Annotated in this window: 12 protein-coding genes; 6 read left to right on the top strand and 6 right to left on the bottom strand. The window is 70.1% G+C overall.

The window, feature by feature from the left end:
- Positions 1 to 222 precede the first annotated feature (222 nt).
- Positions 223 to 507 (top strand): Helicase associated domain protein, encoded by a 285-nt coding sequence (locus J2W20_RS16210; RefSeq protein ID WP_307007874.1) that lies wholly within the window; start codon positions 223 to 225, stop codon positions 505 to 507.
- A 35-nt stretch (positions 508 to 542) separates the two neighbouring features.
- Here J2W20_RS16210 and J2W20_RS16205 read toward each other — a convergent pair whose 3' ends face one another.
- From J2W20_RS16205 to J2W20_RS16195, 3 genes are all read right to left on the bottom strand, one after another.
- Positions 543 to 1,079, bottom strand: a complete 537-nt coding sequence (locus J2W20_RS16205; RefSeq protein WP_307007873.1) for a hypothetical protein — start codon at positions 1,077 to 1,079, stop codon at positions 543 to 545.
- A 185-nt stretch (positions 1,080 to 1,264) separates the two neighbouring features.
- Positions 1,265 to 2,455, bottom strand: a complete 1,191-nt coding sequence (locus J2W20_RS16200) for an alkaline phosphatase family protein (RefSeq protein ID WP_307007872.1) — start codon at positions 2,453 to 2,455, stop codon at positions 1,265 to 1,267.
- Between the two features lie 50 nt (positions 2,456 to 2,505).
- Entirely contained in the window at positions 2,506 to 4,602 is a 2,097-nt protein-coding gene (locus J2W20_RS16195; RefSeq protein ID WP_307007870.1) for a phosphocholine-specific phospholipase C, read from the bottom strand.
- A 183-nt stretch (positions 4,603 to 4,785) separates the two neighbouring features.
- Between J2W20_RS16195 and J2W20_RS16190 the strand changes: the two genes are divergently transcribed.
- The gene (locus J2W20_RS16190) at positions 4,786 to 5,436 is read left to right on the top strand and encodes a hypothetical protein (RefSeq protein ID WP_307007868.1); all 651 of its coding nucleotides are present in this window, start codon (positions 4,786 to 4,788) and stop codon (positions 5,434 to 5,436) included.
- A 174-nt stretch (positions 5,437 to 5,610) separates the two neighbouring features.
- Positions 5,611 to 8,175: a hypothetical protein gene (locus tag J2W20_RS16185; RefSeq protein ID WP_307007866.1), complete on the top strand. Its 2,565-nt coding sequence runs from the start codon at positions 5,611 to 5,613 to the stop codon at positions 8,173 to 8,175.
- An 81-nt stretch (positions 8,176 to 8,256) separates the two neighbouring features.
- Here the strand turns inward: J2W20_RS16185 and J2W20_RS16180 are convergent, their stop codons facing one another.
- The 3 genes from J2W20_RS16180 to J2W20_RS16170 all read right to left on the bottom strand — a co-directional run bounded on the left by J2W20_RS16180 (position 8,257) and on the right by J2W20_RS16170 (position 9,979).
- Positions 8,257 to 8,601, bottom strand: coding sequence for a hypothetical protein (locus tag J2W20_RS16180; RefSeq protein ID WP_307007864.1), 345 nt, complete (start codon positions 8,599 to 8,601; stop codon positions 8,257 to 8,259).
- A gap of 93 nt (positions 8,602 to 8,694) precedes the next feature.
- Positions 8,695 to 8,997 (bottom strand): DUF4193 family protein, encoded by a 303-nt coding sequence (locus J2W20_RS16175; protein WP_307007863.1) that lies wholly within the window; start codon positions 8,995 to 8,997, stop codon positions 8,695 to 8,697.
- 172 nt (positions 8,998 to 9,169) lie between these two features.
- On the bottom strand, positions 9,170 to 9,979 hold the full coding sequence (locus tag J2W20_RS16170; protein ID WP_307007861.1) for a formate/nitrite transporter family protein: 810 nt from the start codon (positions 9,977 to 9,979) through the stop codon (positions 9,170 to 9,172).
- A 178-nt stretch (positions 9,980 to 10,157) separates the two neighbouring features.
- Between J2W20_RS16170 and J2W20_RS16165 the strand changes: the two genes are divergently transcribed.
- The 3 genes from J2W20_RS16165 to J2W20_RS16155 all read left to right on the top strand — a co-directional run bounded on the left by J2W20_RS16165 (position 10,158) and on the right by J2W20_RS16155 (position 13,177).
- Positions 10,158 to 10,805: an NADPH-dependent F420 reductase gene (locus J2W20_RS16165; RefSeq protein ID WP_307007860.1), complete on the top strand. Its 648-nt coding sequence runs from the start codon at positions 10,158 to 10,160 to the stop codon at positions 10,803 to 10,805.
- A 118-nt stretch (positions 10,806 to 10,923) separates the two neighbouring features.
- Positions 10,924 to 11,343 (top strand): ATP-binding protein, encoded by a 420-nt coding sequence (locus tag J2W20_RS16160; RefSeq protein ID WP_307007859.1) that lies wholly within the window; start codon positions 10,924 to 10,926, stop codon positions 11,341 to 11,343.
- Positions 11,344 to 11,467: 124 nt separating this feature from the next.
- A complete protein-coding gene (locus tag J2W20_RS16155; protein WP_307007857.1) occupies positions 11,468 to 13,177 on the top strand; it encodes a hypothetical protein in 1,710 nt (569 codons plus the stop codon).
- The last annotated feature ends 20 nt before the right edge of the window (positions 13,178 to 13,197 follow it).

Here is a 13,197-nt window from a genome sequence, read left to right as displayed (position 1 = left end):
GGGTGAGGGGCAGGCCTGCCCCATCCGCCGCGCGATGACGTGCACCGCGGAGGTGCGGGCCGTATGACAAGGCCGCCGGGGGCGTTCTGAGCCCTGTCCGAAGGCCCTTGTAGGCAGCGTTATGCCAGCGTTATCGTCACGGTCACCGGGGGCCGAGGTGGCCCCCAGCAGGAGTCCGTTCCGGCGCTGGCTCCCACCTCAGGTTCGGCTATTGGGGGTCGCATGGACAGGGATCTGCAGACGCGGTTCGCCCGGGACATTACGGGGCTGCCGGCACTGCGGCAGCAGGGCGACCAGGACTTCGCCGCGCGGACCAACGAGCTCTCGGCCTTCATGCGCGAGCGCGACCGGGTGCCGGAGGCGGCCGCCGCGCACGACGCGTCAGAGGCAAGGCTCGGGTCCTGGCTGGATGGACAACGGGCCGCTGACCGTCGCGGCAGGCTCAGCGCCCAGCGTGCCGGCGCGCTCCAAGGTGTGCTGGGGCGGGGCTGGTCCTCGGAACGCTAGCGGTCTGCAGAACGTCCGCTCGCGGTCCTCCCCTGTCAGGTGGTCCAGTGCGCCGCGGTCGGATGCGCGGGGGACTTCTTCATCCTCAGGATGGTCGCTGCCCGGGCAAGGATGAGGACGTTCAGGGCGAGGCCGCCGAGCTGGAAGCCGCCGGTCCCGCGGGTCGCCATGTAGAAGACGATGAGGACGCACGCCGTGGCGGCCAGGACGACGGCGGCGATGAGCGGGGCCTTGGAGGTGGAGCGGCGGGCCGCCACGTTCCAGGCCCCGACGCCGGCGTAGGCGAGGGCGAGGAAGCAGAAGACGCCGATGATCGCCACCGCGAGGGCCATGGCCGTCTGGGGCACGAAGCCGCCGGCGGCCTCCACGGCCGCCGTCGCGCGGACGACGGAGGCAATGTTCGTGTAGGCGTAGAAGCCGGAGAAGAGCGCCAGGAGCAGCGAGGTCGAGCCCAGGATGACACGCCACCGCTTGGACTTCTCGGCGTCCTCCGGGGAGAGAGCGGCGGTCGAGGGCCACGCGCCGGCCTGCGGCCCTGGGGGCTGGTGGGAGAAGTGCTGGTCATGGCTCATGGCGGGTGCTCCTTCTGGCACGCAGGAGCACCTCCTGCTCCCCAACGAGGAGAGCCTACGCCTGCCGGGGCCGCAGCGCGCGGGGGAACGCCGCCCATGGCCCGGCCCAAACAGGAATCGAGGCGCCGCCGGAAATTCTGGCGACGCCTCGACCCCGCCGTGGGAGGACGGCAGCTGCTCCACGGTCAGGGACGGAAGAGCTCCTCGAAGGTGCCGGACGTGGTGGGCGAGCACGTGTTGGCAAGGCAGCCGAGGTGCCACAGGTGCTCGATCGTCGAGAGCAGCGTGTAGTGGTCGGACATTTTGTCCGTGGTCTTGTGCGGGCCCTGAGCCGAGTTGATCACGATCAGCGGGGCGTCTCCGCCGCCGAGCACCGCTCCGTTCGCGCCGACGGGGCTTCCCGGGCCGCCCGAGTAGCCGGAGTAGTCGTTCTCGTCCCACGCGAGCACGATGCTCGAGTTGGTCGTCTTCCACGTCGCGGAGTCCATGATCTGCGTGACCTGCTGCTTCACGTAGTCGTCACCGAGCTTGATCGCGCCGTGGTCCAGACCGGAGGCTGGGTAGCCGCACGACGGCATGCCGATCCGGTTGGCTCCCGACGGCGAGGTGCCGTGCATGTCATGGCACTGGTCGGGGCTGATCCACACGAAGTTGGGGACGTTCCCCGAGGAGAGGTCGCTCGCCAGGTTCTGCTCGAGCGGAACGATCTTCGACGTGCGGGACGGGTTGCCCGCGATGTCGGAGAAGTACATGAACGGGTTGTGCTTCTCGGCGTAGAGCTTGACCGTCGTCGAACCGATGGTCGGCGCGTACTCCACCGTGGAGCCGGCAGACGGCATCGACTGCATGTAGGCCTTCCACGAGAGCCCCTTGTCCTCGAGCTGGTCGACGATGTTCTTGCCGGAGAACATGTGGGGCTTCGCGGAGGCGCTCGCCACCTGCGCGGAGGTGAGCGAGGCGGTGTCGGTGGCGTCCCCCGAGCCCGGCACGAACTCCTCCGGGGCGCAGGTGACGTCCGCCCCAGCCCTGCAGTCGTCCCAGATGCCCTGGAAGTCCCCCGAGATCGTGGCCAGGTAGTTGGTCAGGCTTGGGTGGGTCACGCCGTGGTAGTTGGTCGCGACGTTGTACCTCTGGGCAAGCGAGGTGATGTACGGCGCGTCGGCGGTGTTGCCGATGATCTGGTCGCGGCCGTGGTTCTCCATCATGATCACGAAGACGTGGTCCGGGCCCATGGCGCCCTGGGCGTCTGCGGCAGCAGAGGAGCCGGGAGCGGCCAGCGCAGCCGAGGGAGCGACCGCAGTGGCGCCTGTGAGGGCGACGGCCGCAGCCATCGCCGCGGCAGCGCCTGCTGCGCGGCCCTTGAGCAGATTGAGCATTGCATTGTCCTTTCGGGGTGTGTCCCGGGCGGGGCCCCGCCCGGGACCGGTCATCGGCCCAGCTGCGGGTCGCTCGTGAGGGAGCCCGCGTTCTCGAGCCGCCCGGCGAGGACACGGACGAGGGCTGCATCTGCCGCGGAAGTGACAGTCAGGTCGTACCAGCCTCCAGGCGTCGGGAGGACCACCGTCTTGGCCTGTCCGGGGTTGAGTGAAAGGCGCTGCGCTCCGCTGCCGTAGGCGTCCTTGAGCACGAGGTCGGCCTTGGCGGAGCCGGCATTCTCGATCCGGAACCGGGCATGCGCGGCGGCCCCGTCCGAGGTCACGGACACCCGGATGTCCGTGGCGGCCGTGGTGCCCGCGAGGCGGCGGTACCACCCTGCGGGGCCGTGCAGCTGCACGTCGTACTCGGTGCCGAGCGGCCAGGCGGCGTCCAACGTCCCGCCGGCGCCGATCGTGTAGGAATAGGGACCGGCCGGCAGGAGGTTCGACCGGACCTGGACATGGGCACCCAGCGTGCCGGAATTCTTCCAGCGGGCGGCGAGCTTCCCGCCGTCGACCGTCGCCTCGAGATCGAGCGCGTAGCCGAGGGCGCGGGAGGGGCGCGTCCCCTTCTCCTGGCTGGGCATGGTGTTCGCCGCGGGCGGCGCGGGGACGTAGCTGGGGTACTTCTTGGCGGCAGCGATGTCGGCGTCGCTCGGCTTGTACGAAGCGGTGTCCGGCAGGGCCGGGGCCGTTCCGGCGCTCGCCGAGAAGTCGAAGGCGCTCGTGAGGTCGCCGCAGACCGCCCGCCGCCACGGGGTGATGTTGGGCGACTTCACCCCGAATCGGGCCTCGAGGAAGCGCACGATCGAGGTGTGGTCGAATGTCTCCGAGCAGACCCAGCCGCCCATGCTCCACGGCGAGACCACGATCATGGGCACGCGCACGCCCAGTCCGAAGTGGCCGGGGACATCAGCCTTGCCGGAGTACGTCATGCGGCCGTCGTACCACTCGCCGTCAGTGGGGACCGTCGAGGCGCCGGGGATCTGGGGGGTGTTGGGGTGCGGCGGGACGATGTGGTCGTAGAAGCCGTCGTTCTCGTCGTACATGAAGAACACCGCGGTCTTGCTCCACACGTCGGGGTTCGAGGTGAGGATGTCGAGGATGCTGGCGGTGTACCAGGCGCCGTAGTCGGCCGGCCAGTTCGAGTGCTCGGTGTACGCCTCGGGGGCGACGATATAGGAGACCTGGGGGAGCGTGCCCTTCGCGACATCGTCACGGAAGATGCGGAAGAGGTCGTCGTGGCCGCCGAGGACGTCGGTGCCGGTGCGGGCCCTGTCGTAGAGCGGTGTCCCGGGCTTCGCGTTCTGGTACTGCTGGAAGTACAGCAGCGAGTTGTCGCCGTAGTTGCCGACATACGGGTTGCCGGTCCAGCCCTCGTAGTGCGCAGGGTCGAGGCCCTGCCCGATGTCCTGGTAGGCCTTCCAGCTCACCCCGGCCTTCTCGAGCTCCTCGGGATAGGTGCTCCACGTGTAGCCCGTCTCGGCGTTCCATAGGTCGGGACCGCCACCCGTGCCGGAGCCGTCGCCCTTCCCCGCCGGGTCGTCGCCGCCGGCGAACATGAAGTAGCGGTTCGGGTCCGTGGGCCCCAGGACCGAACAGTGGTACTGGTCGCAGACCGTGAACGCATCGGCGAGGGCGAAGTGGAACGGGATGTCGCCGCGCTCGTAGAAGGCCATGGTCGCGTCCGACTTGGCCGGGAGCCACTTGTCGTACTTCCCGCCGTTGAACGCCTCGTGGGTCATCTTCCACGAGTGGTCGAGGTCTTCCACGAACTGGAGGCCGAGGTTGGGGGCGCTCGGGTGGAAGGGCGTGATCTCGCGCGTGGCGTTGGCCTGGTGGAAGGAGTCCTTCCCGCTCGGGAGGATCGCCGGGTGGGGGTCCGAGAACCCGCGCACGCCCTTGAGCGTGCCGAAGTAGTGGTCGAAGGCCCGGTTCTCCTGCATGAACACGATCACGTGCTCGACGTCCTTGATGGAACCGGTGGCCCGGTTCGCGGGGATCGCCGCGGCGCGGGCGATGCTCTGGCCGAGCATCTGGGACACGGCGGTGCCCGCGGCCATCGCGGCCGAGAGCTGGAGGAAACGTCTACGGTTCAGGTGTGTCATGAACTGCTCCTAGTACACGGTGGTGGCGTCCCCTGAGGTAGCCTTCCCCCTCGAAGTGACGGGAGCATTGAGGCTTCATGAACTGCGGGCGACCCGGAGCCAGGCCAAGGGGGAGGGCTGCCAGCGTCCGCAGGGGAGGCGCCCCTAGACTGGCCCCGACCGACCGACGAAAGCGACGGCCCAGTGAAGACCACGCCCGCATTCCCCGCCGCCCTCGCGGCGATCACCCTGTGCCTGGCAGGCTGCTCGGCTGCAGCCCCGAACACGCCGGCGACGGCGTCGGCTGCGACATCCCCCTCGGCGTCGGCCTCGACGACCGCTCCGGGCGAGGCGCAGGCCACCGGTGCCAGCTCCGGCTGGCAGCTGGTGCCCGCCAACGGGGCAGCAGGAATCAAGGCCGCGGGGCTCCAGGTCCTCTCCGAAGAGGGCAGCGCCGAGCACTACCACGCGCACCTCGACGTCATCTCGGACGGCCACCCCGTCCCGGTGCCGGCAGACATCGGCTTCAGCTTCGGGGCAGACGGACAGCCCAACGGCATCTCCGCGCTGCATACCCATGACCCGTCCGGCATCATCCACATCGAGGCGCCCACCGCCGGCGCCACCTACACCCTCGGACAGGTGCTCACCGAGTGGGGCGTCCTGGACGGCTCCGAAGGCGCCCCGGGCAGTGCGCATTCGAGCGCGGCCGACTGGCAGGCCTACGTCAACGGAGCGAAGCAGTCCGGCAACCCCCGGGACATCACCCTGAAGGCCCACGACGAAGTGCTGCTGGTGCACGGCGCCCCGCCCGCCACCATCCCCAGCTCCTACAGCTTCCCCGACGGGTACTGAGCAGCGGTCCCCGGCACTGGTCGGCGCGTCCCGATTCCAACCGCCGACCGGCCGTGGCCCAAGCGCCAGCCAACGATTGTCCAAAGGTCAGCCGAGGATTGCGCGGGTTCCGCGTTGGACAGGTCCAACCTCCCCTAGGATCGAACCGCAGCGATCCCGCCTTTGGAGGCCCCCATGCGCCCACGCGCCCCTCATCACCGTGCCCAGTCCGCCAAGAAACGCCGCCACCGACGAACCGGCGGCGGTGCGGGGACCCGCGCCCTCGCGTCGGCCGCCGTCGCGCTCGCGGTTGCCGTAGTCCCCGTCGTGGAGGGCCAGGGCCAGGGCCTGGCGCCCGCGGAGGCCGCTCCGCTGCCCGCCGTCGCCCCGACGGTCCTCCCGCAGCGGACCGCGCAGCTCTCGGTCACCATCGTCACCCTGCAGACGAGCGACAAGACCGCTGCCGACGCCGCCGCGCTCGACGTCAACGCCTACAAGAGCGCCGTCTCCTCGGCAAGTGCCTACTGGTCCACCATGTCCGCCGGCCGCATCAGCATGCGCGTCGACAAGGTCATGGCCGGATTCAAGACCGCGGCCTCCTCGAGCGACGACTTCACCGTCATCATGAACACCGTTGCCCAGGAGATCGGATGGACGCCGAGCACGTCCAACGTCCTGGTCCTCGCCGTGCCCCGCACCGACGTGATCGTGTACGGGACCACCGGGAACCTCGGCGCCGGGGCTGAAACGGGCCAGACCAGCGGCCTCGTCCTGCTTCCGAGCCCGTCCAACTTCACGTCCCCGGTCACCGCCCACGAATTCGGCCACGTCCTCGGACTCGGTCACGCCAACGCCCTGCAGTGCACGGACGGGGCAGCCGATTCGACCCTTGCCGGCACGGACTTCACGGACGCAGCCTGCACCACGCGCTTCTACGGAGACCGCACCGACCTCATGGGCGTCTCCCAGTACAGCGAGCCGCAGCTGAACTCCTACCTGTACGAGTACGGCGGCTTCGGCACCGGGAACGAGATCCGCAATGCGGGCACCGCGGGGGCTCCGATGACGCTCACCCTCACCCCCTGGGCCGGGAGCGGTGCAGCGCGGGCGGCGAAGTTCCAGGACCCTTTGACGGGGGAGTGGTACTACCTCCAGTACAAGGCTCCGGTCGGATACGACGCTCCGACGGCCGTGGGCGGAAACCAGGGCGTGGAGATCATCAAGGGCGGCCTGAACTCCAGCGAGTCGCTGCTCCTCGCCCCGAGCACCATGCCGTTCCTCGGGTACTACGCGTCCAATCTGGCGTGGCAGCCCGGCCAGACCTTCACCACGGCCGGCGGGACCCGGGTCACCGTCAACTCCGTCTCGGCTGCGTCCGCGACCGTGACGGTCACTGGCGGCAACGTCCCGCCGCCCGGCGTCGCCGACCTCATGGACGCCAAGGCCGCCCAGTTCGGCCTCGGCTCCGGATTCGGGGGCTACGGGATCTCCCGGGACGGCGGCTGGTACCACATGTACCAGGGCGGCGCGGTCATCTGGACCCCCGCCAACGGTGCCATGGTCTCCCACGGAGCCATCCGGTCTGTCTGGCAGGCACTCGGGTTCGAGAACGGCCGCATGGGCTACCCCACCACCGACGAGGTGGGCGGCCTCAAGAATGGTGGCGTCTACCAGATGTACGAGGGCGGGGCCATCGTCTGGTCCCCGGCCACGGGTGCCCACGAGTCCACCGGAGCGATCCGCGGCCGGTACTCGCAGCTCGGGTTCGAGAACGGGATCATGGGCTACCCCACGAGCGGGGAGACGGCGGGCCTGAAGAGCGGCGGCGTCTTCCAGATGTACCAGGGCGGGGCCATCGTCTGGTCCCCGGCGACAGGCGCCTTCGAGTCCAGGGGTGCCATCCGCAGCGACTGGCAGTCCCTGGCGTCCGAGAACGGGAAGATGGGCTACCCGACCAGCAGCGAGACGTCAGGCCTCAAGGCCGGCGGCGTCAGCCAGGCCTACCAGGGCGGCGCGATCGTCTGGTCGCCGGCCACCGGCGCACACGAGTCCACCGGCGCAATCCGCGGGGAATGGCAGTCCCTCGGCACCCAGGACGGCACCATGGGCTACCCCACCACCGGCGAGGTGCCCGGCCTCAAGAGCGGGGGCGTGTACCAGATGTACCAAGGCGGAGCCCTCGTCTGGTCCCCGGCCACCGGGGCCCATCAGTCCACCGGGGCGATCCGCTCCCGGTACGCGCAGCTCGGGTACGAGAACGGGGCCATGGGCTATCCCACGAGCGATGAGGTGCCCGGCCTCACCGGAGGGGGCGTGGCACAGTCCTATCAGAGCGGGGCCATCGTGTGGTCTCCGGCCACCGGGGCGTTCGAGTCCAAGGGTGCGATCCGCTCAGCGTGGCTGTCCCTCGGTGCCCAGGATGGCCGGCTCGGCTACCCCACCAGCGGTGAGTACGCCGTTGCGGGCGGAGTTGCCCAGGACTACCAGGGCGGCAGGATCGTGTGGAGCCCCACGTCCGGGACCACGGTGACGGCCGCTGGGGCGCCGGCCCCGACCCCGAGCGCATCGGCCTCGAGTACCCCGGCTCCGACCACCACGACGGCGCCGGCCCCCGCGGCGACTCCCAGCCCGTCCGCCACCGGGACGGCGAGCCCGCTGTCCACCCCGGCCCCGAGCGCGTCAGCCAGCGCAGGTCCCACCGGGGCAGCAGCCCCGAGCCCGTCGGCGACTCCGAAGGGAACGGCTGCGCCGACGCCCTAGGCACGAGGCGCAACGACGCAGGGCCCCGGACTCCCCTGGAGTCCGGGGCCCTGCGTTGTCAGGCAGGTCCTTGCCGGCAGGTCAGTTGCCGGCACCGCAGACGCTCTGGAGGTGCGTGACGGCGCCGCTGACCTTGGAGGTGCTGAGTGCCGACTTGTCCCCGTTCGCGTAGCCCTCGAGCCCGTCGGCGAGAGCAGCGATGTCCTTCTTCACATCGTCGGAGGCCTTCTGGGCGAGGGTGCCCATCTGGCTGGCGACGCCGCTCACCTGGGTCGGGCTGGGGCTGCCTCCAAGAGTCGAGACGTTCTTCTCAATCGACAGGAACTGGGCGCAGGAATCCTTCGTGGACAGCTGGGCCGAGCAGCCGGACAGGCCGAGGGCGGCGGCTGTGAGCAGGGCGGGCACGAGGACGGCGGTCTTCTTCAATCTGGTCCCTACAGGTAGCTGGCCGGGCCCGGTGCCCCGCCTCGAGAAGCCACCCTACCGTCGATCGGGCCTGGCCGCCGGACGAGCTCCTGCTCAGCCCTCGCAGTCCCGGCAGTAGGCCGCCCCGTCCTTCTCCACGGCCTTCTGGGAGCGGTGGCGGACCAGGAAACAGGACTGGCAGACGAACTCGTCGTCGCCCTGCGGGACGACGTGCACGGTGAGTTCATCGGTGAGGATCTCCCCGCCCGGGAGCTCGCCGCTCTCCCCGCTGTCGTCTCCGTCGAGCTCGCGCACGACGCTCTGCGGGTCTGGTGCGCTGGCCGATTTCACGGCCTCGAGCGAGTCGTTCTGGGATTCCTTGACGTCGGAGCGCAGTTCGTCGTAGTCGGCGGCCACAGGCCTGGCCTTCCTTTCGGCTGGCGGGAGTGCGAGCAGCAACCGTACACCACGGCGTGCGCGCCGAGGTACGGCCCGGGAAAGTGCCTGGGGTGCGGCCCCGGGAAAGCACGGCGCGGTGGGACCGACCGTCGCGCGGGCCGGGACCCGGGGCAGCGGGGCCCGCGGGCGCTCAGCCGCGGGCCCGGCGCTCGCTGATGAGCTCCTTGCTGCGGAGCAGCCGCAGCGCGGTCACCAGCAGCAGGCCACCGAGGACGTTGAAGGCGGCCGTGTAGGCGAACCAGCCCAGCCACTGGCCATAGCCGAACGGCGCGCCGGAGTGGAGTGCGCCGAAGATCAGCAGGGAATCGAGCACCGAGTGGAACAGCGGCAGGCCGGACAGCAGGAATCCGCCGGCGACGGCCGCTGCGATCTTCCCCGGCACCGACTCGGTGCCCTGCTGCATGCGGGTCATGAGCGTGATGGTGCTGCCGCCGAGGGTCGCCAGGCAGAATGACTGGAGGTTCGGGGGCGCCTCGGCGAAATGGCGGCCGGAGTCGATGACGGTCGGGGCCCACTCGGGAAAGGCCTTCATGACGAGCCACATGAAGCACCATCCGCCCACGAGGTTCGCGGTCAGCGTCCCCGTCCACAGCTTGATGAGCTGTCCGAGCCGGGCCTGCCGCGCGGCCACCGCTGCGATGGGCACGAGGAAGCCCTCGGTGAACAGCTCGCTCTTGGCCAGCAGGAGGGCGATGAACCCGACGCCGAAGGCGAGCCCGGCCAGCAGCCTGCTCCCGGTGGAGTGCTCGACGGCCAGATAGGCCATCACGCCGAGCCCGACGTCGACGCCCCCGAAGAAACCGGTGATCAGCACCGAGCGCCAGGTGCGGTGCAGGCGCTGCGCCCCTTCTCCGACGATCCGGTCGAAGGACTCCTCGATCTCCTCCTCGACCGGGGCATCGTTGCTGCCGAGCTCTCGCCGGCGGTCCTCATCGCTCATGCACGGGCCTCTTCTCGAAGGGCGGTCCTTGATGTCTGATCCGCGCGACGCGGCGGCCCCGGCGCGCCTCCGTGGCGCTCCGGCGTCCAATCTAGCGCCGCAGCCAGCACGCCGCCATGCCCTCGGGACGTCTGGAGGAAGCCGGGAATACTGGGCGCAGGCCGTGGTTGCACCCCACATGACAACGATCGGCTTCATCGGCAGTGGACACATCGGCTCCCAGCTCGCACGCCTCGCCGTGCGGTCCGGCTATGACGTGGTGGTGAGCAACTCGCGTGGCCCCGAGACCCTGTCGGGCCTCGTCGCCGAGCTCGGCACGCACGCACGCGCCGCGACCGCCCGCGAGGCGGCCGACGCCGCGGACCTCGCCGTCGTCACGATCCCGCTCAAGAACATCGACCAGGTCCCGGTCGAGGAACTGGCAGGGAAGACCGTGATCGACACCGACAACTACTACCCTCAGCGGGACGGCTCCATCCCCGCGCTCGACGCCGAGGAGACGACGACCGCCGAGCTGCTCCAGGCGCACCTGCCGACCTCCCACGTGGTGAAGGCGTTCAACCACATCTACGCCCGCGACCTCACCACCGATCCGCTGCCGGCAGGCTCGTCGGACCGCCGCGCCCTGGCCATCGCCGGAGACGACGACAGCGCGAAGGCACAGGTGGCCGCCCTGATCGACGAGTTCGGGTTCGACGTGGTCGACGCCGGGCCGCTCGCCGAGGGCTGGCGCATCCAGCGTGACACCCCGGGATACGGGCCCCGGCTCGACCGAGCTGGCCTCACTCAGGCCCTCGCCGCTGCGAAGCGCTACCGGGACATGTAGGCGCGACGCGGCTGGTCCTCGCCCGCCTGAGGAAGCGGTCGCAGCGGGTCCGATTGAGCCCCGCAGTCCGCGGGTAACAGCTCCTTGAACCCTATAACTCCATCGAAGGGACGGTCCCGTGTCCGGCGCGGCAGTGGTGCTCAGAGCAAGCGGAAAGCGGAGCGACGCGTTCCTCACGAGGGTGGAGGGCCTCCTCGAGCGCCTGTGGCACGACGACCCCTGGGCCGGCCTTGCTGACCGGACGGCATTCGAGATCGCTGTCATCGAGGCCGTCTCCAATTCGATCCGCCACGCCGTGGCCGAGGCCGGGGAGACCTTGCTCCTGGAGATCGAGCTCCGCCCCACCTATCGGAGGCTCGAGGCGGAACTGCGGGAGGTGGGCGCCGAGCCGACGCCGTCGCTCCGGCACGAGCCGGGCACACCGCCGGACGCTGGCCGCGGACTGGCCATGCTCAGGCAACTGATGACCGAGGTCCGCTACGAGCGCGTCGAGGACGCCAATGTGTGGACCCTCGGAAGGGACCGGACCGACATCTGAACCGGCCTTGGCCGCCAGCCTCACGGTAGCGTGCGCCCGCGGCGCATATGCTGCTCCCGTGGAGAAGGGGGCTCCGACGGCGCCTGAACCACGCCCGGAGTCCGTCCCCACCGCTGGAGAATCCATGAAGCCTGATCTGAGGGCATCGCTGCGCCTGCTCGGCGCCGCTGCGCTCGTCGCCGCCTCCCTCGTCGGGTTCGCTCCCGACGCCGAGGCCTCGCCTCAGGTGTACAACCCCTGCGCGCGGCTCAGCGCGGGCCAGGTGCGCTTCTCCGCCTCCGGCGCCCACCGCGTCACCTTCGCCACAGCAGCGGACAGGGGCTCGAATGCCGTCACGATCACCGGGTGCGTGAGATCCGGCGCCGGCTACGCCCAGGAGTGGCAGGACTGGGGCTACGTCGGCCAGAAGGGCTTCGCTGCGGGCGGCACGTGGGAGGACACGTGGAAGTCTCCGAGCGGCTCGTTCAGCATTACCGAGGCGCTGGGCCGTCGAAACCCCGGGACGGCCCTCCGGTACCACACGGTGACCCCCAACTCCCGGTGGGGCGGCGAGCGGGGCAGCACCTACAACCAGTACTTCGAGGGTGCGGGCGGGGAGTCCGACGAGAACCTCTGGTACTACATGAATCAGGGCTACTACGAGCAGGCAGCGGTCATCAACTACAACCGCCTCCCCGACATGCCGACCGTCCAGGGGGCATCCTTCGCCATCTTCTTCCATGCAGGCCGTGTCCCCTCTGCAGGCTGCGTCTCCACCTCCCTGCCGACGGTGACCCGCCTGCTGCAGACCAACCGCCCGGGCGACAGGATCATCATGGGGGCGGTCGACGATGTGTTCACCCCCTATTCGTCCAACCCGTTCGGCGCGATCACCGCCAGGTACGGCAGCACCGGGGGCAACTTCGGACCGCTCGGCGCACCCGCCTCGAACGAGGTCGGCGGACGCCGGGACGGAGGCGCCTACCAGCTCTTCCGGAACGGCGCCATCAACTGGTCGCCAAAGGCCGGCGCCCACGTCTCCCAGGGCGCGATCCGCTCAGCGTGGGCGCGCAGCGGCTTCGAGGACGGCCCCCTTGGCTACCCCGTCTCCGAGGAAGTCGGCGGACTGCGCCGCGGCGGCGTCTACCAGCTGTACCAGGGCGGAGCGATCGTCTGGGCGCCCGGAGTGGGCGCTCACGCCACCCGGGGCGCGATCCGTTCCGCCTACGCCTCTGCCGGCTTCGAAGGTGGCCCGCTCGGCTACGCCGTCAGCGACGAGGCCGGAGGCCTCCGGGACGGGGGCGCCTATCAACTCTTCCAGAACGGTGCCGTCTACTGGTCACCGGCCAGCGGAGCCCACCTGTCTCTCGGTGCTATCCGCAGCGTCTGGGCGAGCACGGGCTACGAGGCCGGAGCCCTCGGCTATCCCACCAGCGATGAGCTGCGCACGGGCAACGGGGTCTTCCAGCGCTATCAAGGTGGGGCGATCTACTGGTCGCCGGCCACCGGCGCTCATGCAGTCCTCGGAGACTTCGGGGCCGCCCTGACTGCCGGGGGAGGGTTCGCAGCTGTCGGATTCCCGGTCGGAGACAGGGTCGCCGGGCTCGTCAGGGGAGGCGCCTACCAGAGCTTCCAGAAGGGGCTCCTCATTTCATCGCCTTCCACCGGCGTCCGCGTGAGCTCAGGGCCGCTCCGCGCAGCTTGGGGCGCGACCGACTTCGAGCGCGGCCCGCTGGGCTATCCGACGAGCGATCCCTACGCAGGGGCCGGCGGCGCGACGGTGCAGGACTTCGAGCATGGCAGGATCGCCATCTCATCCGGCGGCACTGTGAAGATCATCGGACCGCAGGGCTAGACCCCGACGCGAGCCGGACC

Source organism: Sinomonas atrocyanea, assembly GCF_030812675.1.
Lineage (GTDB): Bacteria > Actinomycetota > Actinomycetes > Actinomycetales > Micrococcaceae > Sinomonas > Sinomonas atrocyanea_B.
The sequence above is the reverse complement of the archived record's forward strand: the minus strand, read 5'-3'. Positions and strand labels throughout refer to the sequence as shown.